Raw genomic sequence first — 23,180 nt, 5'->3', positions numbered from 1 at the left:
CACCGGCCACTTCCGTCCCGCGCCCGGCGGGAACGCTCCGTAGGCTGCGGGCATGACGGTGTTCCTGCACGTCCTGCTGTTCCTCCACCTGATCGGCTGGGCGATCGTCCTGGGCGCCGCACTGGTCGGGCTCAAGAGCGGATCGCTCTACGCCGGGGCGTTCCACGGCGTGCTCACGGCCCTGGTGACCGGGCTGGCCATGGTGCTCGTCCTCTACGTCTGGCCACCGAGCAGCGACCCGAAGCCCTCGCCCGCCTGGGTCGCGACGAAGCTCATCGTCGCGCTGGTGATCACCGGCCTCGTCTGGCTGGCCCACGCCCGGCCGGCACGGGTGAGCAAGCCTCTGCTCGGCGCCATCGCGGCGCTGACGGTGATCAACGTCGGGGTCGCGACGATCGGGAGCTGACCCTTCGTCGGCGCGTGCGGCGGTGTCCCCGCGCTCGCCTACCCTGAAGGGGCCATGACGTCGCTGTTCGAGCACCTGCCCGCCACCCACGCGCCGCACCCGGGGGACCCGTCCGGACTGCCGCTCGTCGTGCCCCCGCGCGACGACCAGCCGGAGGAGGCGCCCCCGCGCTTCCCAGACGCGGACGCGCTGATCCGGGGCCTCAACCCGCAGCAGCGCGAGGCGGTGCTCCACGAGGGCGGGCCGCTGCTCATCGTCGCCGGGGCCGGATCGGGCAAGACGAGGGTGCTCACCCATCGCATCGCTCACCTCCTCTCGACGAAGCGGGCGCGGCCGGGGGAGATCCTCGCGATCACGTTCACCAACAAGGCGGCCGCCGAGATGCGCGAGCGCGTCGAGGCGCTCGTCGGCCCGGCGGCGCAGCGGATGTGGGTGTCGACCTTCCACTCGGCCTGCGTGCGGATCCTGCGGCGCGAGGCGACCTCGCTCGGGCTGCGCTCGTCGTTCTCGATCTACGACGCGGCCGACAGCCAGCGGCTGCTCACCCTGGTAGCCCGGGAGCTGGACCTCGACCCGAAGAAGTACCCGGTCAAGGCGATGGCGGCGAAGATCTCCAACCTCAAGGACGAGCTGGTCGACGCCGAGCGGTTCGCCGCGACGAGCGGGACCGGCAGCAACGACTTCGACTCCGTGCTGGCGGACGTGTACACGCGGTACACCACGCGGCTGCGGCAGGCGAACGCGATGGACTTCGACGACCTGATCTCGGAGACCGTGCACCTGCTCCAGGCCTTCCCGGCGATCGCCGAGCACTACCACCGCCGGTTCCGCCACGTGCTGGTCGACGAGTACCAGGACACGAACCACGCGCAGTACGTGCTGGTGCGCACGCTCGTCGGCGACGGGTCGGACGGGGTGGAGCGCGGCGAGCTCACGGTGGTGGGCGACGCCGACCAGTCGATCTACGCGTTCCGTGGCGCGTCGATCCGCAACATCCTCGAGTTCGAGGCGGACTACCCGGACGCGTCGACGATCATGCTCGAGCAGAACTACCGGTCGACGCAGAACATCCTCTCGGCGGCGAACGCCGTCATCGCCAAGAACCCCGGCCGCAAGCCGAAGCGGCTCTGGACCGACCAGGGCGCCGGCCCGCAGATCGTCGCCTACGTCGCGGACGACGAGCGGGAGGAGGCGCGGTTCGTCGCCGAGGAGATCGACCGCCTGGGGGACGCCGGCGGTGTGCGGCCCGGCGACGTGGCGGTGTTCTACCGCACCAACAGCCAGTCCCGCGCGATCGAGGAGGTGCTGGTCCGCGTCGGCCTGCCCTACAAGGTCGTCGGCGGCACCCGGTTCTACGAGCGGCGCGAGATCAAGGACGCGATCGCCTACCTGCGTGTCATCGCCAACCCGGACGACGACGTCAACCTGCGGCGCGTGCTCAACGTGCCCAAGCGGGGGCTGGGGGAGCGGTCCGAGGCGATGGTGGCGGCGTTCGCGGAGCGGGAGCGGATCTCGTTCGGGGCCGCCCTCGAGCGGGTCGACGAGGTGCCGGGCCTCGGCACGCGGGCGGTGAGCGGGCTCGCGGCGTTCCGCGACCTGCTGGGCGGCCTGCGGGAGCTGGCCGCGTCTGCCGGGCCGTCCGAGGTGCTGGGGGCCGTGCTCGACCGCTCCGGCTACCTCGCGGAGCTGCGGGCGTCCGACGACCCGCAGGACGGCTCGCGGGTCGACAACCTCGCCGAGCTGCACGCCGTGGCCACCGAGTTCGAGCAGAGCGACCCCGAGGGTGACCTGGCGGACTTCCTCGAACGCGTGTCGCTCGTCGCCGACTCCGACCAGATCCCCACGCCGGACGGCGCGGACGAGGTGACCGGGCCGGATCCCGGGGTCGTCACCCTCATGACGCTGCACACCGCCAAGGGCCTGGAGTTCCCGGTGGTGTTCCTCACCGGCATGGAGGACGGCACGTTCCCGCACGTGCGCTCGCTGTCCGACCCGGAGCAGCTCGAGGAGGAGCGCAGGCTGGCCTACGTGGGCGTGACCAGGGCGCGCGAGCGCCTGTACATCTCGCGCGCCGCGATCCGTACGGCGTGGGGCGTCCCGAACGAGTTCCCGCCGAGCCGCTTCCTCGCCGACCTGCCCGAGGACCTCATCGACTGGCGGCGGCGGGAATCGTCGACGTCGTCGATCCGCGGCGGGTGGGGGTCCGGCTTCGGCGCCGGTCGCTCGTCGGGCTCGGGCTGGGGCCGCAAGCCGAAGGACGAGGAGCGGCCGGCGCTGCCGAAGACCGGGGCGACGTTCGGCTCGGCCACCCCCCGCGCCGACGTGCCGAGCCTGGCGGTGGGCGACAAGGTGACGCACGACGCCTACGGGCTCGGCACGGTGGTCGCCCTCGAGGGGGTCGGGCAGAACGCGGTGGCGAAGGTGGACTTCGGCTCGTCGGGCACCAAGCGGCTGCTGCTCCGGTTCTCGCCCGTCACCAAGCTGTAGGGCCGGCGGCTCACCGGGATCTCGTTCCCGACCTCGTCGAGCCCCCACCCGTCTGAGCCCAAGGCGTCAGGACGGCCGGGTTCCCGCCAGCGCGCGTACGCCAGCACCACCTACTCGCCGGCGTCCGCCCAGGCGGCCACCACCGCGTCCTCGATGGCCTTGCGGTCGTGGCCGAACCATGCCAGCGCCTTCTGGGCGGCGGCGCCGTCCAGGCGGGCGGCGGCGAGCAGCAGGTGTCCGGTGTCGATGCCCTTGCTCCTGAACCGGATCGCCTCGCGCAGCGCCAGCTCGAGCATCTTCTTGGCGGCGGGGTCGAAGGGGACGTGGCCCTTGGTGCGGCGCGGCCTGGTGGCAGCGTCGAGCGCGCCGGCGCCGAACGTCGCCTCGACCTGGGCGCGCACGGCCTCCAGGTCGACGCCGATGCCCGCGAGCGCGTCGGCGTCGAGGCTGTCGGTCTTCAGGGAGCGGACGCACTCGGCGAGCGAGTCCGGCTCGATGCCGAGGCGGGCGAGGGCGCGTGCCGCGACCGACCGTTCGACGTGGACCGCGCCGAGCAGCACATGGCCGGACTCGATGTGGTCGGCGCCCTCGCGGCGGCCGGCCTCCTCGGCCCAGACGACGGCCTGGCGGGCGCTGCGTGTGAATCGTTCGTACATCAGGGGAACCTCTTCCCGTACTTCTTGTGGACCGCCTGCCGCGTCACGCCGAGCACGTCGGCGATGTGCTGCCACGGCCAGCCGAGCCGGCGGGCGCGTTCGACGTGCAACGCCTCCAGCCGGTCGGCCAGGACGCGCAGCGAGCGGACGGCGTGGAGCCCCTCGGCGGGGTCGTCGCCCGCGGCGGCGGACATCAGGTCGCTGGACATGCCGTCAACCTACGTTGACACCCTTGTCCGTGTCAACCCATGTTGACGCCCTCCTCGTCGAACGCCGCAGATGTCCACCGAGCGCCGGTGAAACGAGGGCGGCGCTCGGAGGAGGACACCGGCGCTCGACGGGCAGGGGGGGCGCGTGAGGGGTGCGCGAGAGGGGCGCGGGCCGGGAGGCGTGTCTGCGTGTGGCTGCGGACGTCGGTCGTGCGGGGGAGGATGTGCGCTCGGCGTCGAGCGAGCGAGTCGGCGACGGGCCGCGGCGTGGAGGAGGGGCGATGGGGCATCGGCGGGACCACGAGTGGCTCGAGACGTTCGAGGGCGACGGCGCCGACCGCTACGCGGAGCACGCGCGCTGGATGGGCGGCATGCACGAGCGGACCGCGCGGCGCATCGCCGAGGCGCTGCCCCGCGGCGGGCGCTACGTGGACGTCGGGACCGGCCCCGGGGCGCTCCCGGCGGCGATCGCCGCGCTGCGCCCGGACGCCGGCGTGACGGGCGTCGACCCCTCGGAGCGCATGGTCGAGCTGGCGCAGGCACGGCTCGCGGTGGCGCCGGTGGCGCCGGTGGCCGAGCCTGGCCGCGTGGTCCGCGGCGACGCCGCCCACCTGCCCCTGCCCGACGCGTCCGCCGACGTCGTGTCGGCGGTGCTGACGATGCACCACTGGCCGGACCTCGACGGCGGCGTCGCCGAGCTCACGCGTGTGCTCGCCCCGGGCGGCGCCATCGTGGTGGTCGAGATGCGCGGGCCGAGCCGCCACGTCGCTCGCGCGCTGCGGCGGGCCGGGCTGATCGTCGTGCGCCGCAACGCCTGGGTGATGGGCTTGCCGGCACTCGTCCGGCTGACCGCGCACCGTCCCGTGTGACATGCGCGCCGGCTGGGCGCGTTCGCCCCCGACGGCGTGCCCCGGCCGTCCCGTGACGCGGCCCGGACGCCCGGGTCCGGCCCGAACCTGCCGACCCAGGGAGCATCCGGCCCGATGTCTCGACGTCGAGAAATCCGGCTACGATCGAGCCGGCGCGGGCCGGCCGAGCGTGAGCCCGCGGCCGACGAGGGCCGGCGAGGCCGACGAGAGGACCGAGGGTGGACCTGTTCGAGTACCAGGCACGTGACCTGTTCGCCGCGCACGAGGTCCCCGTCCTCGACGGCCTCGTCGCGACCACGCCGGCGGAGGCCCGTTCCGCCGCCGAGCAGCTGCTGCGTGGGGCCGGCCTCGTGGTGGTCAAGGCTCAGGTCAAGACGGGCGGCCGCGGCAAGGCGGGCGGCGTCAAGCTTGCCCGGACGCCCGACGAGGCCGAGCAGGTCGCCGCGCAGATCCTCGGCATGGACATCAAGGGCCACACCGTGCACCGCGTCCTCGTCGCGCTCGGCGCCGACATCGACAAGGAGTACTACGTCTCCCTGCTGCTCGACCGCGCCGAGCGCCGCTACCTGGCGATGGCGAGCGTCGAGGGCGGCATGGAGATCGAGCAGCTCGCCGTCGAGCGACCCGAGGCGCTCGCCCGCATCCCCGTCGACCCGCTGGTCGGCATCGACGAGGCGAAGGCGGACGAGATCGTCGCGGCCGCGGGCTTCGACGAGGCCGTCGCGCCGCGCGTCGCCCAGGTGCTGCGCAGGCTCTGGGCGGTGTACGACGAGGAGGACGCCACCCTCGTCGAGGTCAACCCGCTGGTGCTGACCACCGACGGCCGTGTCATCGCCCTGGACGGCAAGGACCCGCTCGAGGCGCGCGCCAAGGCCAAGCACCTCAACTACGTCAAGCTCGACGGCCAGGTCGGCATCATCGGCAACGGCGCGGGCCTCGTCATGAGCACGCTCGACGTCGTCGCGTACGCCGGCGAGGCGCACGGCGGGGTGCGGCCCGCCAACTTCCTCGACATCGGCGGCGGCGCCTCGGCCCAGGTGATGGCCGACGGGCTCGACATCATCCTGTCCGACCCGCAGGTCAAGGCCGTGTTCGTCAACGTGTTCGGCGGCATCACGGCGTGCGACGAGGTCGCGCGCGGCATCGTCGCGGCGCTCGAGATGCTCGGCGACGAGGCGTCCAAGCCCCTCGTCGTGCGGCTGGACGGCAACAACGTCGCCGAGGGCCGGGCGATCCTCGCGGCCGCCGCGCACCCGCTCGTCACCCTGGCCGAGACGATGGACGGCGGCGCCGACGCCGCCGCCGCGCTCGCGGCCGCCGCCTGAGACCCGCAGACCTGAGGAGCAACCAGAAGTGGCCGTCTTCCTGACCGAGCAGTCCAAGGTCATCGTCCAGGGCATGACCGGGTCCGAGGGGACCAAGCACACCACCCGGATGCTCGCCTCCGGCACCGACGTCGTCGGCGGCGTCAACCCGCGCAAGGCCGGCGAGGTCGTGTCCTTCCCGACGCGGGACGTGCCGGTGTTCGGCACGGTGGAGGCGGCCGTGCGCCAGACCGGCGCCGACGTGTCGGTCGTCTTCGTGCCGCCGGCCTTCACCAAGGACGCCGTCGTCGAGGCGGTCGACGCGGGAGTGCCGCTCATCGTCGTCATTACCGAGGGTGTCCCGGTCGCCGACACGGCGGAGTTCTTCACGTACGCGCAGGCCAAGGGCTCGCGCATCATCGGGCCCAACTGCCCTGGCCTCATCACGCCGGGCCGCTCGAACGTCGGGATCATCCCCGCGGACATCACCGGCGCCGGGCCGATCGGGCTGGTGTCGAAGTCCGGCACGCTGACCTACCAGATGATGTTCGAGCTGTCCGACTACGGCTTCTCCACCTGCATCGGGATCGGGGGCGACCCCGTCATCGGGACCACGCACATCGACGCGCTGGCCGCGTTCGAGGCGGACCCGGAGACCGAGCTGATCGTCATGATCGGCGAGATCGGCGGCGACGCCGAGGAGCGGGCCGCGGCCTTCATCACGGAGCACGTCACCAAGCCCGTCGTCGGCTACGTCGCCGGCTTCACGGCCCCCGAGGGCAAGACGATGGGCCACGCCGGCGCGATCGTGTCCGGCTCGTCGGGCACCGCGCAGGCGAAGAAGGACGCGCTGGAGGCCGCCGGCGTCCGGGTCGGCAAGACCCCGTCGGAGACCGCGGCGATCGCGCGCTCGATCCTGGCAGCCCGTCACTGACCCTCGCGCACCGCGTCCCCGCGCCGAGCGCATCGTTCGTCGTCGACATCCACCCTTCCGTGCCACGGAACCCACGACGTCGGCGACGAACCATGCGCTCGCGGGCCGTGGGAGGGGCGGCGGGGTGGCGACGCGCCGGGGCACCTGAGCCGGGCGTCGGCGGGCGCACCCGACGATGGGCGGATGAGCACCCCGCAGCGGCCGGCGGCCGCTACGCGCCGCGTCATCGGCGTCCCGCCTCCGCCGGCTCGTGAGCCCAGCCCGCTCGACGGCGGGCTGCCGTGGGTCTCCGGGGTGCTGGCGGCGGTGCAGGCGGTCGTCCTCTCGCTCGCGGTGACCGTGGTGCCGGCCGTCGCCGTGTTCGTCGTGACGTCGGCGGACCCGTCCAACGTCGGCGTCCCGTGGACCCGCTCGGTGCAGATCGGTGCGGGCCTGTGGCTGCTGGGGCACGGCGTCCCGCTCGGGCACGTCACCCTCGTGCCGCTCGGGCTGACGGCGATCGCCTGGTACACGGCCTACGCCTCGGCCCGCCGCTCGGCGCGGCCGGTGCCGTCGGCGTTCCTGGCGGCCCTCGGCACCTATGTGGTGCTCGTCCTGGCGGTGGCGCTGAGCGACCCGATGACCGCGGGCCGCGCGTTCCACGCCGCGTTCGGCGCCCTCGTCGTCGGCGGCCTCGGCCTGGGCGCCGGCGTCCTGCGCCGCGGCGACGCCGACGTGCTGCGGCGACGCATCGGCCGGCCGTGGGCGCGGCTGCCGCAGTGGCTGCGTGCCGGCGTCGTCGGCGGTGTCGTCGGGGCCGGCGTGCTCGTCGTGCTCGCCGCGCTGACGGCTGCCGGCTGGGTGCTTGCCGGCCGGGCGCAGGTCGACGCGGTGGTGCGCGGCCTCGGGCTGGACACGATGGGGTCGATCGTGCTCGCGATCGGCGAGCTCGGCTTCGCGCCGAACCTCGTGGCGTGGGCCGGGGCATGGCTCGCCGGCCCGGGCTTCGCGGTCGGCGCCGGCTCGCACTTCGGGCCCGACGCCGTCACGGCCGGGCCGCTGCCGGCGGTGCCGCTGCTCGGGGCGCTGCCGACGGACCTGCTGGCTGGTGGCCCGTCCCGGCTCGCCCCCGCGCTGCTCGTCGTGGGCGGGCTGGTGGCAGGCGCGGTGGTGCACCGCCGGCTCGTCGCGGAGCGCGCGTGGGAGCCGGCCGCCGCGGCCGGTGTCGTGGGCGCTGTCACCGGCCTGCTCGTCGCCCTCGGCGTCGCCGCCGCCGGCGGCGCGATCGGCACGGGACGGATGGCGGCGATCGGCGCGCCGGTGTGGGCGGTGGCGGGGCTGGCCGCGGCGGGCGCGGTGCTCGGCGCGGCGGCGGTGGCGCTGCCGGCGGAGCGGCTGGTGCGATCGGCGGTGCTGGGCGGCATCGGCCGGCCGCACCGTGAAGTCAGCCCGCCCGGCTCTTCAGCTGAGCCACACGAGCATCGAGAGCCTGCTGGTACTCGCTGACGCATGCGTTCTGCGCCTGGACCGTGAGGGCGGCGGCCTGGCAGCGGGCGTACGACTGCTCGGCGTCCCACGTCAGCAGCGCCGTGGTGGGCCGCGTCAGGCCGAGGAGCGCGACGACGACCAGGAGGATCAGCAGCGTGCGCGGTGTGCTCTGCCGCGTCCGCGCCGCCAGGGCCAGGCCCCGGCCGCCGACGACGAGCGCGCCGAGCCCGACCAGACCGGCCGCGAGGAACCACGGGAACACGAACAGGTCGCCGACGACCGCGACCAGCACGAGGACGGCCGTCCAGCGCAGCAGCGAGGCCACGCGCAGCACGTCCGCCGGGCTCGCGGGAGGGTCCTGGTGCGGCGCCCGAGGGCGCTCGTACGGCACGCCCTCGGGGGAGCGGTCCGGTGCGGCCAGCGGCCCGGAGTACGGGGCGCCGTGCCTCGTGCCGGCCGGACGAGCGCCGGTGCCGGTGGGCGCCGCGGGTGCGCCGGCGCCGGCCGGCGGCACGGGTGGGAGGGCCTCGGCGCCCGCCGGCGGCTCGGGGGCGCGCCCGGCGCGCTGCGCCTCGCGCTCGCGGTCCTCCGGCGGGGCGTAGGGGTTGCTCACGGCAGCATTCTCCGCCCCGCGCCTGGGTGACCACCTCATGGCTACCGGGCGTCCGCATCGCGGTTAGGGTCGAGCCGTGCCGCCCGCATCGCCGCCGCAACCGCCCACCCGGTCGTCGGGCCGTGTCGTCGTCCTCGCGTCCGGCGCGGGCTCGGTGCTCGGCGCCCTGCTCGCGGCGCACGACGACCCCGCGTTCGGCGGGCGGGTCGTCGGCGTCGTCACCGACCGGCCCGCCGCCGGCGCCCTGGAGCGGGCCGAGGCCGCGGGTGTCGCCCGCGCCACGGTGCGGCTCGCCGACTTCCCCGACCGCGCGGCGTGGGACCGTGCGCTGACCGCCGCGGTGGCGGCCTTCCGCCCCGACCTCGTCGTCATGGCGGGGTTCATGCGGCTCGTCGGCCCGGCCTTCCTCGCCGCGTTCGGCGGCCGGGCGGTCAACACGCACCCGGCGCTGCTGCCGGCGTTCCCCGGCGCCCACGCGGTGCGTGACGCCCTCGCGCACGGCGTCAAGGTGACGGGCTGCTCGGTGATCGTCGTCGACGAGGGCGTGGACTCCGGGCCCATCGTCGCGCAGGTGCCGGTGCCGGTGGCGGACGACGACGACGAGGGCACCCTGCACGAGCGCATCAAGGTCGCGGAACGCACGCTCCTCGTCGACGTCGTCGGACGGATCCTGCGCGGAGGGCTGACCGTCGACGGCAGGAAGGCGAGCCTCGGCGCCGGTTAGGATGTCCCCGGCCGTGACTGGCGTGAGGTGGGCCTGACCACCGGGGAGCGGCCGAGCACCACCCGACAACGCACCGGACGCCTGGGTGCCTGGGATCGTCACCGCGCACCCGACGGTGCGCCCGACCCAGGAGCCGCCCCGTGTCGCACGCCTCGCTTCCCCCCGCAGCCGCCCCGGCCGACGCCGATCCGCAGGGGCGCCGCCCGGTCCGCCGAGCACTCGTCTCCGTCTACGACAAGACCGGCCTCGCCGAGCTGGCCACCGCCCTGCACGAGGCGGGCGTCGAGCTCGTCTCCACCGGGTCGACGGCGGCCCGCATCGCCGCCGCGGGCGTGCCCGTCACCCGCGTCGAGGAGCTCACCGGCTTCCCCGAGTGCCTCGACGGGCGCGTCAAGACGCTGCACCCGCGCGTGCACGCCGGCATCCTCGCCGACACGCGCCGGCCGGAGCACCTCGCGCAGCTCGCGGAGCTGGGCGTGGCGCCGTTCGAGCTCGTCGTCGTCAACCTCTACCCGTTCACGGCGACCGTGGCCTCGGGCGCGGGCGTCGACGAGTGCGTCGAGCAGATCGACATCGGCGGGCCGTCGATGGTGCGCGCCGCCGCCAAGAACCACCCGAGCGTCGCGGTCGTCGTCGACCCGTCGTCGTACGACGAGGTGGTGGCCGCCGTCCGTGCGGGTGGCTTCACGCTCGAGCAGCGCACGCGCCTGGCGGCGCAGGCGTTCGTCCACACCGCGACGTACGACGTCGCGGTCGCGTCCTGGATGGGCAACGTGGCGACCGCGACCGACGAGGTCGACGGCGTCCACACCGGCTTCCCGGCCTGGATCGGCGCGACGTGGGACCGCGCCGCCGTGCTGCGGTACGGCGAGAACCCGCACCAGCGCGCGGCGCTCTACACCGACGGCTACGGCCCGGCGGGCCTGGCGCAGGCCACCCAGCTGCACGGCAAGGCCATGAGCTACAACAACTACGTCGACGCCGACGCCGCGTGGCGCGCCGCCCACGACCAGGGCGACGTGCCGACGGTCGCGGTCGTCAAGCACGCCAACCCGTGCGGCATCGCGGTGGGCACCGACATCACGGACGCGCACGCGAAGGCGCACGCGTGCGACCCCGTGTCCGCGTACGGCGGCGTCATCGCCACGAACCGGCCCGTCACCCGGGCGGCGGCCGAGCAGATCGCGCCGATCTTCACCGAGGTCGTCGTCGCGCCGGCGTTCGACGACGACGCCCGCGCGGTCCTGGAGAAGAAGAAGAACGTGCGGCTGCTCGTCGTCGACGCCCCGCCGACCGGCGGCCTGGCCACGCGCGAGATCAGCGGCGGGATGCTCGTCCAGGAGGTCGACGCGATCGACGCCGCGGGTGACGACCCGGCGACGTGGACGCTCGCGGCGGGCGACCCGGCGGACGAGGCGACGCTGGCCGACCTGGTGTTCGCGTGGCGCGCCGTGCGCGCCGTGAAGTCCAACGCGATCCTCCTCGCCAAGGGCGGCGCGTCGGTCGGCGTCGGCATGGGCCAGGTCAACCGCGTCGACTCCTGCCGGCTGGCCGTCGAGCGCGCCGGGGTCGAGCGGGCGCAGGGGTCCGTCGCGGCCTCCGACGCGTTCTTCCCCTTCGCCGACGGGCTCGAGGTGCTGCTCGCCTCGGGCGTGAAGGCCGTGGTCCAGCCTGGCGGCTCCGTGCGCGACGAGGAGGTCGTCGACGCCGCGCGCGCCGCCGGGGTGACGCTCTACCTCACGGGCACGCGGCACTTCTTCCACTGACGGCGACGCGCCGGGCGGAGGGATCAGACGCGGCCGGGGACGATCGCGGCGAGCACGGTGAGGGCGACGGCGAGCGCGCCGAGCAGCGACACGTCCAGCCATCGCCGCCGCACGCCGATGGCGGCCGGACCCGGCTCGGGGCGCATGCCGCGCACCGCCGCGGCGGCCGCGAGGACGCCGGCGAGCACGTAGGCGCCGACGCGTGCGTCCGCGACGAGACCGACGACGACCGCGACGGTGATGCCGGCCGCGACCACCCAGTACGACGCGTCGCGCCGCCGCTCACCCATCCCGCCTCCCGCGCGCCAGGCTACCGTGGCGGCGTGAGCGAACCGGCAGGCCGCGACGTCCTGGTGGTCGGCGCGGGCCTGGCCGCCGCCCAGACCGTGGCCGAGCTCCGCGAGGCCGGCTTCGACGGGCGCATCCGGGTGCTGGGCGGCGAGGGCGTGCCGCCCTACGACCGCCCGCCGCTGTCCAAGCACCTGTTCGACCGGCCGCACCCCTCCTGGCTGACCGACGAGATCGGCGTCGACCTGCGGGCGCTGGCCGACGAGGTCCGGCTGGACGAGCCGGCGCGCGGCCTGCTGCCCGGTCCTCGTCCGGCCGTCCTCACCGACGGCGGCTGGGTCGCGGCCGACCACGTCGTGCTGGCGACGGGCGCGCACGCGGTGCGCGTGCCCGGCTGGGAGGCGGCGCTGACGCTTCACACGGCGGCCGACGCCGAGCGGCTGCGCACCGCGCTCCGGCCGGGATCGCGGCTGGTGGTCATCGGGGCCGGCTGGATCGGCGCGGAGGTGGCCGGGGTCGCGGCCGCCGCGGGCCATCGGGTGACCGTCGTCGAGGCGGCCGGTGCGCCGTTGTCGGCGGCGCTGGGGGAGGCCGTGGGCGGGCTCACCGCCGGGTGGTACCACGAGGCCGGTGTCGAGCTGCTGACGGGCGCGCGCGTCGCCGCGGTGCGGCCGGACGCCGTCGAGCTGGCGGACGGCCGCAGGCTGCCCGCCGACGTGGTGCTCGCCGCGGTGGGCGCCCGGCCGGCGACGGCGTGGCTCGGCCGGTCGCTCCCGCTGGCACCCGACGGTGCCGTGCCGGTGGGTCACCGGTACGCGGTGCTCGGGGCGGTCGAGCCCCAGCGCCCCCCCGCCCCGACCGAGGGGCACCCGGTCTTCGTCGTCCGCGACGGCACCGGCGCGCTGGCCTCCGGACGCCGGGAGCTCCCTGGCCTGTGGGCCGTCGGAGACGTCGCGTCGCGCTGGTCGCCGCGGCACGGGACGGTGCCGGGTGGGCACTGGGACGGTGCGCTGCGCGGGCCGCGCGTCCTCGTCGGGCACCTGCTGGGCACGCCGGTCCCCGCGCCGGCCGACGACCCGGCGCCCTACGTGTTCTCGACCCAGCTCGGCCACGACCTCGCGCTCTTCGGGGCGCCCGGGCCGGGCGACGAGGTGCTGCTGCGCGGCGACCCGACGGCCGGGGCGGGCTGGTCGGCGATCTGGCTGGCCGGCGAGCGTGCCACCGCCGCGCTCGTCGTCGACCGTCCCCGCGACGTCGGCGCAGCGCGCCGCCTGTTCGCCGGCGCGGAGCTGCCCCGGGTCGACCGCGTCACCGCCGCCGACCCGGGGCTCCCGCTGCGCACCGCATAGCTCGGTGCGATCAGGTCACGGGTAGTCGACGACCACCTGCCGCTGGCTCACCGTGGCGGCGCCGGCGGTGCCACCGGTGTCGTTGACCACGTGGTCGATCGTCCCCGGCCCGGACAGGCAGATCGTGAACACGTGGTGCAGCAGCACCCCGGGGGTGTCCGGCACCTCGAACCCGCTGGCCGTGTGGATCGACGGGTTGTTCTCGTTGAACGCGTAGACGCCACCGCCGTAGAGGTGGTGGCTCGTGACGCCGTCGGCCACCTTGTAGCCCGGGTACCCGAGCGTGCCGTTCGGCTGCGTCCAGTCCGCCTGGGTCGGCGGGTCGTACGCGAGCTCGTTCTGGTACATGACGACGGTGCCGCCGTTGCCGTTCCACAGCGTGCTGAAGTGCTGGAAGTGCTCGGAGAACAGGCCCGTCGCCGTGACGTCGTCCCCGTTGACGACCAGACCGTTCAGCCCGGTGTTGGTGTTCCACCGGTCGGTGTCGCCGTTCACGCCGTTGGTGAACCCCTCGATGCCGTGGTCGGCGCGCCAGATCCACGCGTCGTCGATGATGACGTGGTCGCTGTTGACCTCCACCGCGTTCGTCACCTTGCCGACGTGCGGCCCGCCGACGCGCACGAACACGTCGGACAGCGTCGTCGGGTCGGTGACGGACCGGCGAGCGGCGATGCCGTGGTTCGCGTGGGCCGTGCCGACGCGCAGCAGGGCCGGCGACAGCTGGGTGCCGGCGTCGAAGGTGACGCCCGCGATGACGACGCCGGGCACGTCGGCGACGGCCATGGGGACGGCCCCGCCGACGGAGGTCAGCGTCGCGTGCCCCATGCCGAGGACCACGGTGTCGGGCCGCTTGACCTCGATCGTGCGGTCGATGGCGTAGACGCCGGGCGTGAGGAGGAGGTTCTGGCCGCGCGCGAGCGCGTTGTTGATCGTCTGCACGGAGTCGCCGGGCCGGGCGATGTAGAAGTCGGTGATCGGGATGGTCCGGCCGGGCGTGACGCCGTTCGCCCACGTGATGCCGCTGCTGTTGGTCCTCGCCTCCGGCACCCGCACGTTGAACGCGCCCGTCGGGTCGACGAACAGGTACGGCTTCTCGCGGCTCACCGGGGTGGTGGCGAGCGTGGTGTACGGCGGGTCCGGGTAGCCCGCGTCGCTCGGCGCCCCGACGACGCCCGAGAACACCTGGTTCCAGACGCCGTTGCTCCAGCCGGCCACCTGGCTGTCGCGGATGAGCCACTGCTGCTGCGAGCCGCTGATGACGAACGGCAGCCGCGAGTCGGCGATGAAGCCGCCGGAGGCGTACTGCGGCCCGGCGGTGCAGTAGTCCATGAGCGAGAGGTTGGCCCCGGACATGTCGACGCGGCGCATCGAGACCGCCTGCGACACGGCCCAGAAGTTGGCGCTGGCCCGGCACCCGTCCTGCCCGGCGCCGTCGACGTGCAGCGCGAGGTTCGACAGGGTGCGCCAGAAGTTGACGAGCGCGAGGCAGTTCGACGTGCCGCCGCCGGCCAGGCAGCGGTTGTAGACCTCGACCTTCCCGTCGAGCGTCACGTCGTCGGGCGACAGGCCGAGGCCGGCGACCTCGGTGTAGTAGCCCAGCTCGAACTGCAGGGGGTTGCCCGCCGTGCCGTACGTGCCGGGCAGGAAGTAGACCGCCTTCCTGGCGTCGGTCATCTCGGCGTCGCGCTGCTGGTTCGCGATCGCCTGCAACGTCGCCGCCACCTGGGCGGGCGGCGTGGTCGGGCTGACGATCGTGACGTTCGGGCCGAAGTCCGGGTGCTGCGGGTCGATCTGCTGCTGCGGGGCGGCTGCGGCCGGGCCGGCGACGGCGGCGGTGGCGACGAGCACCGCACCCACCGTGATGGTCGCCAGCAGTCCGTCACGCCCGAATGACCTGGTGATCATCCCTGCGTCCTCTCCGTCGAGGCGGTCCCGTGGGAGCTCCACGAAACAGACTTACCCGACGGTAAGTGCAGCGGCAGATGTCCTCAACCGGAAGGACCGGACAGCCCGACGAGTGCCGGCACGGCCGACGGCCGGCGTCCGTCGGGACGCCGGCCGTCGGGTGGAGAGGCGGATCAGGCCGGCAGGACCGGGAAGGTCTCCTCCTCGTCGCCGTCGTCCTCGACCTCGTCGTCCAGCTCGTCGTTCACGGCCGTGGCCGACGAGCCGAACGCGCGCACGAGCAGGGCCGCGACCGCCGCACCGAGGAGCGGCGCCACCCAGAACAGCCACAGCTGCGACAGCGCCCACGACGGCGCGAGGATGGCCGCCGCGGTCGAGCGCGCCGGGTTGAGGCCGCCGTTGGTGATGGGCAGCGTGACGAGCATGAGCACCGTCAGCGTGAGGCCGACGACGAAGGGCGCGCGCTGCTCGACGGCCTCGTGCCGGGTGGCGACCAGGAAGACGCCGACGAGGATCGCCGTCGCCAGCAGCTCGACCAGCAGGGCCGCCGCCAGGGAGAACTGCGCCTTGCCGGCCGAGGCGGAGTTCTCGAGCAGGTGCGCCAGCGCCGAGTGGTCGCCGAAGCCGTTGGCCGTGGTGCCGAGCAGCAGGTGCTTGTCCTCGGACCCGCTGATGAGCTGCGCCAGCCCGGTCGGGACGGTCAGCCAGAGCACGGCGGCGCCGAGCGCGCCGCCGACGAGCTGGGCCAGCCAGTAGGGGAGCAGGTCCGCCCACGAGAGGCGCCCGGCGATCGCCGCGCCGAGGGAGACCGCGGGGTTCACGTGCCCGCCCGAGACGCGTCCGACCGTGGCCAGCACGACGGTCGCGGCGATGCCGAACGCGACGGCGACGGTCAGCGAGCCGCCCGACGTGTCGAGCTTCGCGTACAGCAGCGTGCCGAGGCCGGCGAAGACGAGGACGAACGTGCCGAAGAGCTCGGCGCCGGTGCGGGCCAGGAGACCGGGACCCCCGGTCTCGGGCTCGTCGACGAGGAGGACGCCGGACGGCTCCTGCTCGGCGAACCCCATGTCGGGAGCGCCGAACACGGACTCGGCGGGGTCGGGCTGCTGCTGTGACATGGCGGTCCAGTCGACGCAGGGGTGGTGGTCCGCCCCAGCATGCCAGGTGGTGCTGTGCCGGACGGGCGATCGAAAGTATCTTGATGTCGAGTAATCTGTTCCGCGGTGCCGCCCGGGTACCCGTGAGCGAGGAGGCACCGCGCCGATGGCCAAGATCACCGTGACCGGACCGGTCGTCGAGCTCGACGGCGACGAGATGACCCGGATCATCTGGCAGGTCATCAAGGACACGCTGATCCGCCCCTACCTCGACGTCGACCTCCTCTACTACGACCTGTCGATCGAGAACCGCGACGCCACCGCGGACCAGGTCACGGTCGACGCGGCGCACGCGATCAAGGAGCACGGCGTCGGCGTCAAGTGCGCGACGATCACGCCCGACGAGGCCCGCGTCGCCGAGTTCGGCCTGCAGAAGATGTGGAAGAGCCCCAACGGCACGATCCGCAACATCCTCGGCGGGGTCGTCTTCCGCGAGCCGATCATCATCCGCAACATCCCCCGGCTGGTGCCGGGCTGGACGAAGCCGATCGTCATCGGCCGTCACGCGTTCGGCGACCAGTACCGCGCCACCGACTTCAAGGTCCCGGGCGCCGGCACGCTCACCCTGACCTTCACCCCGGCGGACGGCGGCGCCCCCATCACCCAGGAGGTCGTCGCCTACCCGGACGGCGGCGGGGTGGCGATGGGCATGTACAACTTCAACGACTCCATCAAGGACTTCGCCCGCGCGAGCTTCGCCTACGGCCTCAAGCGCGGCTACCCGGTCTACCTGTCGACGAAGAACACGATCCTCAAGGCCTACGACGGGCAGTTCAAGGACCTGTTCGCCGAGGTGTTCGAGACCGAGTACAAGGCCCAGTTCGACGCCGCGGGCCTCACCTACGAGCACCGCCTCATCGACGACATGGTGGCCTCGGCCCTCAAGTGGGAGGGCGGCTACGTGTGGGCGTGCAAGAACTACGACGGCGACGTCCAGTCCGACACCGTCGCCCAGGGCTTCGGCTCGCTCGGTCTCATGACGAGCGTGCTCATGACGCCCGACGGGAAGACCGTCGAGGCCGAGGCCGCGCACGGCACCGTCACCCGGCACTACCGCCAGCACCAGGCGGGCAAGCCCACCTCGACGAACCCCATCGCGTCCATCTACGCGTGGACCGGCGGGCTCAAGCACCGCGGCGCCCTCGACGGCACGCCCGAGGTCACCGCGTTCGCGGAGACGCTGGAGAAGGTCGTCGTCGACACCGTCGAGGCCGGCGCCATGACGAAGGACCTCGCCCTGCTCGTCGGGCCGCAGCAGGAGTGGCTGACCACCGAGGACTTCCTCCGCGTGCTCGCCGACAACCTCTCCGCCCGCCTCGCCTGACCCCGCCACCGTCGAAGGAGACGAACCCGTGCCTGCCTCCCCCGTCCACGTCACCGTCACCGGCGCCGCCGGCCAGATCGGCTACGCCTTGCTCTTCCGCATCGCGTCGGGCCAGCTGCTCGGTCCCGACACCCCCGTGCGGCTCCACCTGCTGGAGGTCCCGCAGGCGGTCCACGCGCTGGAGGGGGTCGCGATGGAGCTCGAGGACTGCGCGTTCCCGCTGCTGACCGGCACCGACCTGCACGACGACCCGACGGCGGCCTTCGACGGCGTGGACGTGGCGCTGCTCGTCGGGGCCCGCCCGCGCACGGCGGGCATGGAGCGCGGCGACCTCCTGGCGGCCAACGGCGGGATCTTCGGCCCGCAGGGTGCCGCGATCAACGCCGGGGCGTCCGACGACGTCCGCGTGCTGGTGGTCGGCAACCCGGCGAACACCAACGCGTTCATCGCCGCCTCGCACGCGCCGGACGTCCCCCGGGACCGCTTCACCGCCATGACGCGCCTCGACCACAACCGCGGCCTGGCGCAGCTGGCGGCGAAGGCGGGCGTCTCCGTGGCGGACATCCAGCGGTTCACCATCTGGGGCAACCACTCCGCCACGCAGTACCCGTCGATCCAGCACGCCCTCATCGGCGGCCGCCCGGCGGCCGACGTGATCGCCGACGACGCCTGGGTCCGCGACACCTTCATCCCCACGGTCGCCCAGCGCGGGGCCGCCGTCATCGCGGCGCGCGGCGCGTCCTCGGCGGCCTCGGCGGCCAACGCGGCGATCGACCACGTCGCCACCTGGGTCCACGGCACGCCGGCCGGCGACTGGACCAGCGCGGGCGTCGTGTCCGACGGCTCCTACGGCGTGCCGGAGGGCCTGGTCTCCTCGTTCCCGGTGACCTCCGACGGGACGTCGTGGTCGATCGTCCAGGGCCTGGAGCTCGACGAGCTGAGCCGGGCGCGGGTCGACGCCTCCGTCGCCGAGCTGTCCGACGAGCGCGACCAGGTGACGGCGCTCGGCCTCGTCTGAGGCGCCCGGCCCGCGGTGGTGCTCCGGCCCGCCGCCCGGGCACGGGAGGATAGGCGCCGTGCGCCTCGGCATCCGCGTCAAGCCCGGCGCCTCGCGCACGCGGGTCGGCGGTCTGCACGGCGACCGGCTCGTCGTCGCGGTGACGGCGCGCGCGGTCGACGGCGCCGCCACCGCGGCGACCCTGCGCGCGCTCGCGGACGCGCTGGCGGTCCGGCCACGGTTCGTCACCCTGGTCAGTGGCGCGACCAGCCGCGACAAGGTCGTCGAGGTGGCCGACGAGGTGGTCGACGACGTCCTCCGCGAGCGGCTCGAGGCGTTGCGCCGGGAGTGAGCCGTCGATGCTGTCTTCAGGCTCCAAAGCCAATCATGGGATGTGAGCCTTCACATGCCCCATGTTGGCGTTCACATCGGGAGACCGAACCGTGATGGTTTCGTAACCGGGGGACCTTCTCATTCGCTTGACTTCGGGAGTCGAAGGCAAGAGGGTAGGGCTCGCCGTTCCGGGGACGCAGCAGTCCCAGGGACGCGAACCGGGCGGAAACCGCCCGGCCGACGCACCACGGTCCGACGGACCGGGAATCTCTCAGTGACGAGAAGGAGCGCGAAGATGCGACGGATCGGAATGGTGGCCGCAGGCATCGCGGTCGCCCTCAGCCTTGCGGCCTGCGGTGGCACCGGGGCCGGAGGCGCGAACGGCGGCGGCACGCCGGCCGCGACGGGCAGCGCCGGGGCGACCGGGGGCACGGCGGCGGGGGCCGGCGCGCTCGTCGGCGTCGCGATGCCGACCCAGACCTCCGAGCGGTGGATCAACGACGGCAACGCCGTGAAGTCCGCGCTGGAGAAGGACGGCTACAAGGTCGACCTCAAGTACGCGAACGACGACATCCCGACCCAGACCCAGCAGCTCGACGCGATGATCACCGAGGGCGCCAAGCTCCTCATCATCGCCTCGATCGACGGCACCGCCCTGACGAGCCAGCTCGAGAACGCCGCGTCCAAGGGCATCAAGGTCATCGCGTACGACCGCCTGATCAACGGCACGCCGAACGTCGACTTCTACACGACGTTCGACAACTACGCGGTCGGCGTCGCCCAGGCCAACGCCCTGCTGTACGGGCTGGGCCTGACGGACAAGGACGGCAAGGCCAAGACGGACGCCCCCAAGGGCCCGTTCAACATCGAGGTCTTCGCCGGCTCGCCCGACGACAACAACGCGAAGTTCTTCTTCAACGGCGGCATGGACACCCTCAAGCCGTTCATCGCCAACGGCACGCTGGTCATCAAGTCCGGCCAGACGTCGTTCGACCAGGTCGCGATCCTCCGCTGGTCGCAGGACGGTGCCCAGCAGCGCATGGAGAACCTGCTGACCTCGACCTACACCGGTGGCGCCAAGCTCGCCGGCGTGCTGTCGCCGTTCGACGGCCTGTCCCGCGGCATCATCACCGCGCTGCAGGGCGTCGGCATGGGCCCGACCCTCGACAAGGGCCTGCCGGTCGTCACCGGTCAGGACGCCGAGATCGCCTCCGTCAAGCTCATCAACGACGGTGTGCAGTCGTCGACCATCTTCAAGGACACCCGCACGCTCGCCGCGCAGGCCGTCAAGGTGGCCGAGGCCTTCCTCGCGGGCAACACGCCCGAGGCGAACGACACCAAGACCTACAACAACGGCGTCAAGGTGGTCCCGACCTACCTGCTGCCCGTCGTGACGGTCTACAAGGAAGACATCCAGAAGCAGCTGATCGACTCCAAGTACTACACGGCCGCCCAGGTCGCGGCCGGCGTCGCGTAGTCACCACCCCTCTCGCGGGCACGGTCCCGGCCCTCACCGGGCGGGACCGTGCCCGCACCCTGAACCACACCCTTGGAGGGCGCATGACCAGCGAGATCTTGGAGATGCGCGGCATCACCAAGACCTTCCCCGGGGTCAAGGCGTTGCAGGACGTGACGCTGACGGTACGGCGTGGTGAGATCCATGCCATCTGCGGGGAGAACGGCGCCGGCAAGTCGACGCTGATGAAGGTGCTGTCGGGGGTCTACCCGCACGGCACGTACGAGGGCGAGATCGTCTACGACGGTGACGAGGTCCGCTTCGGGTCGATCAACGACTCGGAGGCCAAGGGGATCGTCATCATCCACCAGGAGCTGGCGCTCGTCCCCTACCTGTCGATCGCCGAGAACATCTTCCTGGGCAACGAGGTCCGCGCAGGCCGCGGGATGATCGACTGGAACAAGGCGAACCACCAGGCCTCACGACTCATGGAGCGCGTCGGCCTCAAGGAGAACCCGACGACGCCGATCGGCCAGCTGGGCGTCGGCAAGCAGCAGCTGATCGAGATCGCCAAGGCGCTCTCGAAGGACGTCAAGCTGCTCATCCTCGACGAGCCGACGGCCGCCCTCAACGACAACGACTCCGAGCACCTCCTGGGCCTGCTGCGTCAGCTCAAGGACCAGGGGATCACCTCGATCATGATCTCCCACAAGCTGCGCGAGCTCACCGAGATCGCCGACACCGTGACGGTGATCCGCGACGGCCGGACCATCGAGACGTTCGCCATGACCGACCCCGGGGCCAACGAGAACCGCATGATCCGCGGCATGGTCGGCCGGGACCTCGAGCACCGGTTCCCGGACCGGGAGCCGCAGATCGGCGACGAGGTGCTCCGGGTGGAGAACTGGACGGTCCATCACCCGACGCAGGCCGGGCGCGTCGTCATCGACGACGCCTCGTTCACGGTGCGAGCCGGGGAGGTCGTCGGCATCGCCGGCCTCATGGGTGCCGGCCGCACCGAGCTGGCGATGAGCCTGTTCGGGCGCTCCTACGGTCGCGACATCTCCGGGCAGATCTACAAGGACGGCGCGCCGGTCGAGATCCCCGACGTGTCGGCGGCCATCGAGCACGGCATCGCGTACGCGACGGAGGACCGCAAGCGGTTCGGGCTCAACCTCATCGAGGACATCCGCAGCAACATCACGTCCGCGGCGCTCGACAAGCTGGCCACCCGCGGCTGGGTCGACGGCAACGAGGAGCTGCGCGCCGCCGAGGAGTACCGGTCGAGCCTCAACATCCGCACGCCCTCGGTCTCGGTGCCGGTCGGCAAGCTCTCGGGCGGCAACCAGCAGAAGGTCGTGCTGGCGAAGTGGCTGTTCACGACGCCCGACGTGCTCATCCTCGACGAGCCGACACGCGGCATCGACGTCGGTGCCAAGTACGAGATCTACACGATCATCAACCGGATGGTCGCCGAAGGGAAAGCGGTCGTCGTCATCTCGTCCGAGCTGCCCGAGCTCCTGGGGACGTGCGACCGGATCTACACGTTGGCCTTCGGGCGCATCACCGGCGAGGTGCCGGTGGCCGAGGCGACGCAGGAGCGACTCATGGAACTCATGACCATCGAGCGAGACGCAAAGGACAGGGCATCATGACGACGACCGTCGCCGGAGTTGGGGTCGGGGTCCGGGACCTCGTCACCCGGAACGTGCGCCAGAGCGGGATCTTCGTCGCGTTCATCGCGATCGTCGCCCTCTTCTCGGTGCTGAACAGCGACTTCCTGTCCCCGGGCAACCTGACCAACATCGTCCTGCAGTACTCGTACGTGCTGATCCTGGCGACCGGCATGCTCATGGTCATCGTGCTCGGCCAGATCGACCTGTCCGTCGGTTCGGTGGTGGCGCTCACCGGCGCCGTCGCCGCGGAGGTCGTCATCAAGGGTCACGCACCGTGGTACGTCGGTGTGCTCAGCGCCCTCGTCGTCGGCTTCCTCGTCGGCTGCTGGCAGGGCTTCTGGGTCGCCTCGGTGGGCATCCCCGGGTTCATCGTCACGCTGGCCGGAATGCTCCTGTTCCGCGGCCTGACCTACATCGTGCTCAACAACATCTCGCTGTCGCCGTTCAACGGCACGTACTACGGGATCGCGAACGGCTTCCTCAACGGGCTGTTCGGCGGCTACGGGATCGACACGTTCACGGTGGTGATCTTCGCCATCGCGGTGGTCGGGTACGCGGTGAGCCAGTGGCGGACGCGCCGTGGGCGCATCGCCTACCAGCAGGTCGTCGAGTCGATGCCGCTGTTCGTCGCGAAGATCGTCGTGGTCGCCGCGGTCGTGATGTGGTTCGGCTCGCAGCTGGCGCGCAGCCGCGGCCTGCCGATCGTGCTGATCCTGCTGGCGGTGCTGATCATCGCCTACTCGATCGTCATGCAGAAGTCGGTGTTCGGCCGGCACATCTACGCGATCGGCGGCAACCTCAACGCGGCGCAGCTGTCCGGCGTCAAGGTGCGGAAGGTGACCTTCTGGACCTTCGTCAACATGGGCGTCCTGGCGTCCGTCGCGGGCGTCGTCTTCTCCGCCCGGACCAACGGCGCCCAGCCGGGTGCCGGCAACATGTTCGAGCTCGACGCGATCGCCGCCTGCTTCATCGGTGGCGCGTCGACCACGGGTGGTGTCGGGCGGGTCACCGGCGCCATGGTCGGTGGCCTGATCATGGCCGTGCTGGCCAACGGCATGCAGCTCATGGGCGTCGGCCAGGCGGTGCAGCAGGTCGTCAAGGGCATCGTGCTGCTGCTCGCGGTCGCGTTCGACATCTGGAACCGCCGCCGCGCGGAGGCGACGCGCTGATCCACACGCACCACGGCGGGGCCGCCGCACCGGGTCGATCCGGTGCTCGGCCCCGCCGTGGCGCCCAGCCCACCGCGCCCGACCTGCGAGG

21 protein-coding genes and 1 riboswitch are annotated in these 23,180 nt (G+C 73.0%); of the genes, 15 read left to right on the top strand and 6 right to left on the bottom strand.

What is annotated here, in order from left to right; all coding sequences use genetic code 11:
* The first annotated feature begins 52 nt into the window (after positions 1-52).
* Positions 53-406, top strand: a complete 354-nt coding sequence (locus BGO37_RS04715) for a hypothetical protein (protein WP_291752735.1) — start codon at positions 53-55, stop codon at positions 404-406.
* 54 nt (positions 407-460) lie between these two features.
* Entirely contained in the window at positions 461-2,893 is a 2,433-nt protein-coding gene (gene pcrA / locus BGO37_RS04710) for a DNA helicase PcrA (RefSeq protein ID WP_291752734.1), read from the top strand.
* Between the two features lie 110 nt (positions 2,894-3,003).
* Here the strand turns inward: pcrA and BGO37_RS04705 are convergent, their stop codons facing one another.
* Both BGO37_RS04705 and BGO37_RS04700 read right to left on the bottom strand, forming a co-directional pair.
* Positions 3,004-3,549 carry a Clp protease N-terminal domain-containing protein gene (locus BGO37_RS04705; protein WP_291752732.1) on the bottom strand — a complete coding sequence of 182 codons (546 nt, stop codon included), beginning with the start codon at positions 3,547-3,549 and terminating at the stop codon, positions 3,004-3,006.
* Positions 3,549-3,758, bottom strand: coding sequence for an RNA polymerase subunit sigma-70 (locus tag BGO37_RS04700; protein WP_291752730.1), 210 nt, complete (start codon positions 3,756-3,758; stop codon positions 3,549-3,551). The genes BGO37_RS04705 and BGO37_RS04700 overlap by 1 nt, the downstream gene beginning before the upstream one ends.
* Positions 3,759-4,039: 281 nt before the next feature.
* Between BGO37_RS04700 and BGO37_RS04695 the strand changes: the two genes are divergently transcribed.
* From BGO37_RS04695 to BGO37_RS04680, 4 genes are all read left to right on the top strand, one after another.
* Positions 4,040-4,627 carry a class I SAM-dependent methyltransferase gene (locus tag BGO37_RS04695; RefSeq protein ID WP_291752728.1) on the top strand — a complete coding sequence of 196 codons (588 nt, stop codon included), beginning with the start codon at positions 4,040-4,042 and terminating at the stop codon, positions 4,625-4,627.
* A 218-nt stretch (positions 4,628-4,845) separates the two neighbouring features.
* On the top strand, positions 4,846-5,952 hold the full coding sequence (locus BGO37_RS04690) for a succinate--CoA ligase subunit beta (protein ID WP_291752726.1): 1,107 nt from the start codon (positions 4,846-4,848) through the stop codon (positions 5,950-5,952).
* Positions 5,953-5,980: 28 nt separating this feature from the next.
* Positions 5,981-6,865: a succinate--CoA ligase subunit alpha gene (gene sucD / locus BGO37_RS04685; RefSeq protein ID WP_291752725.1), complete on the top strand. Its 885-nt coding sequence runs from the start codon at positions 5,981-5,983 to the stop codon at positions 6,863-6,865.
* Between the two features lie 183 nt (positions 6,866-7,048).
* Entirely contained in the window at positions 7,049-8,350 is a 1,302-nt protein-coding gene (locus BGO37_RS04680; protein ID WP_291752724.1) for a DUF6350 family protein, read from the top strand.
* Here the strand turns inward: BGO37_RS04680 and BGO37_RS04675 are convergent.
* Positions 8,289-8,945, bottom strand: coding sequence for a hypothetical protein (locus tag BGO37_RS04675; protein ID WP_291752723.1), 657 nt, complete (start codon positions 8,943-8,945; stop codon positions 8,289-8,291). The two genes, BGO37_RS04680 and BGO37_RS04675, sit on opposite strands and share 62 nt — an antisense overlap.
* 76 nt (positions 8,946-9,021) lie before the next feature.
* Here BGO37_RS04675 and purN point away from each other — a divergent pair, with 76 nt between their 5' ends.
* Both purN and purH read left to right on the top strand, forming a co-directional pair.
* Complete coding sequence (purN, locus tag BGO37_RS04670) at positions 9,022-9,669, top strand: phosphoribosylglycinamide formyltransferase (protein WP_291752722.1); 648 nt, start codon at positions 9,022-9,024, stop codon at positions 9,667-9,669.
* A gap of 3 nt (positions 9,670-9,672) precedes the next feature.
* Positions 9,673-9,763: riboswitch (ZMP/ZTP riboswitch) on the top strand.
* A gap of 46 nt (positions 9,764-9,809) precedes the next feature.
* The gene (gene purH / locus BGO37_RS04665; protein ID WP_291752721.1) at positions 9,810-11,435 is read left to right on the top strand and encodes a bifunctional phosphoribosylaminoimidazolecarboxamide formyltransferase/IMP cyclohydrolase; all 1,626 of its coding nucleotides are present in this window, start codon (positions 9,810-9,812) and stop codon (positions 11,433-11,435) included.
* 23 nt (positions 11,436-11,458) lie between these two features.
* Here purH and BGO37_RS04660 read toward each other — a convergent pair whose 3' ends face one another.
* Positions 11,459-11,725, bottom strand: coding sequence for a DUF3017 domain-containing protein (locus BGO37_RS04660; protein ID WP_291752720.1), 267 nt, complete (start codon positions 11,723-11,725; stop codon positions 11,459-11,461).
* Between the two features lie 33 nt (positions 11,726-11,758).
* Here BGO37_RS04660 and BGO37_RS04655 point away from each other — a divergent pair, with 33 nt between their 5' ends.
* Positions 11,759-13,072 (top strand): FAD-dependent oxidoreductase, encoded by a 1,314-nt coding sequence (locus BGO37_RS04655; RefSeq protein WP_291752719.1) that lies wholly within the window; start codon positions 11,759-11,761, stop codon positions 13,070-13,072.
* Positions 13,073-13,087: 15 nt separating this feature from the next.
* On the opposite strand, the gene BGO37_RS04650 is transcribed toward BGO37_RS04655, so the two are convergent.
* A complete protein-coding gene (locus BGO37_RS04650) occupies positions 13,088-14,977 on the bottom strand; it encodes an adenylyl cyclase (RefSeq protein WP_291752717.1) in 1,890 nt (629 codons plus the stop codon).
* Positions 14,978-15,150: 173 nt separating this feature from the next.
* Positions 15,151-16,095, bottom strand: a complete 945-nt coding sequence (locus BGO37_RS04645) for an aquaporin (RefSeq protein WP_291752715.1) — start codon at positions 16,093-16,095, stop codon at positions 15,151-15,153.
* 145 nt (positions 16,096-16,240) lie between these two features.
* Here BGO37_RS04645 and BGO37_RS04640 point away from each other — a divergent pair, with 145 nt between their 5' ends.
* The 6 genes from BGO37_RS04640 to mmsB all read left to right on the top strand — a co-directional run bounded on the left by BGO37_RS04640 (position 16,241) and on the right by mmsB (position 23,089).
* The gene (locus tag BGO37_RS04640) at positions 16,241-17,458 is read left to right on the top strand and encodes an NADP-dependent isocitrate dehydrogenase (protein WP_291752713.1); all 1,218 of its coding nucleotides are present in this window, start codon (positions 16,241-16,243) and stop codon (positions 17,456-17,458) included.
* 28 nt (positions 17,459-17,486) lie between these two features.
* Positions 17,487-18,476, top strand: a complete 990-nt coding sequence (locus tag BGO37_RS04635; RefSeq protein WP_291752712.1) for a malate dehydrogenase — start codon at positions 17,487-17,489, stop codon at positions 18,474-18,476.
* A 58-nt stretch (positions 18,477-18,534) separates the two neighbouring features.
* Positions 18,535-18,807: a DUF167 domain-containing protein gene (locus tag BGO37_RS04630; protein WP_291752711.1), complete on the top strand. Its 273-nt coding sequence runs from the start codon at positions 18,535-18,537 to the stop codon at positions 18,805-18,807.
* Between the two features lie 276 nt (positions 18,808-19,083).
* The gene (gene chvE, locus BGO37_RS04625; RefSeq protein WP_291752710.1) at positions 19,084-20,265 is read left to right on the top strand and encodes a multiple monosaccharide ABC transporter substrate-binding protein; all 1,182 of its coding nucleotides are present in this window, start codon (positions 19,084-19,086) and stop codon (positions 20,263-20,265) included.
* 83 nt (positions 20,266-20,348) lie between these two features.
* Positions 20,349-21,899, top strand: coding sequence for a multiple monosaccharide ABC transporter ATP-binding protein (gene mmsA, locus BGO37_RS04620; protein ID WP_291752708.1), 1,551 nt, complete (start codon positions 20,349-20,351; stop codon positions 21,897-21,899).
* Positions 21,896-23,089, top strand: a complete 1,194-nt coding sequence (mmsB, locus tag BGO37_RS04615) for a multiple monosaccharide ABC transporter permease (protein ID WP_291752707.1) — start codon at positions 21,896-21,898, stop codon at positions 23,087-23,089. Before mmsA ends, mmsB begins: the two co-directional genes overlap by 4 nt.
* The last annotated feature ends 91 nt before the right edge of the window (positions 23,090-23,180 follow it).

The sequence above is a fragment of the Cellulomonas sp. 73-92 genome (assembly GCF_001898175.1).
Lineage (GTDB): Bacteria > Actinomycetota > Actinomycetes > Actinomycetales > Cellulomonadaceae > Cellulomonas.
The sequence above is the reverse complement of the archived record's forward strand: the minus strand, read 5'-3'. Positions and strand labels throughout refer to the sequence as shown.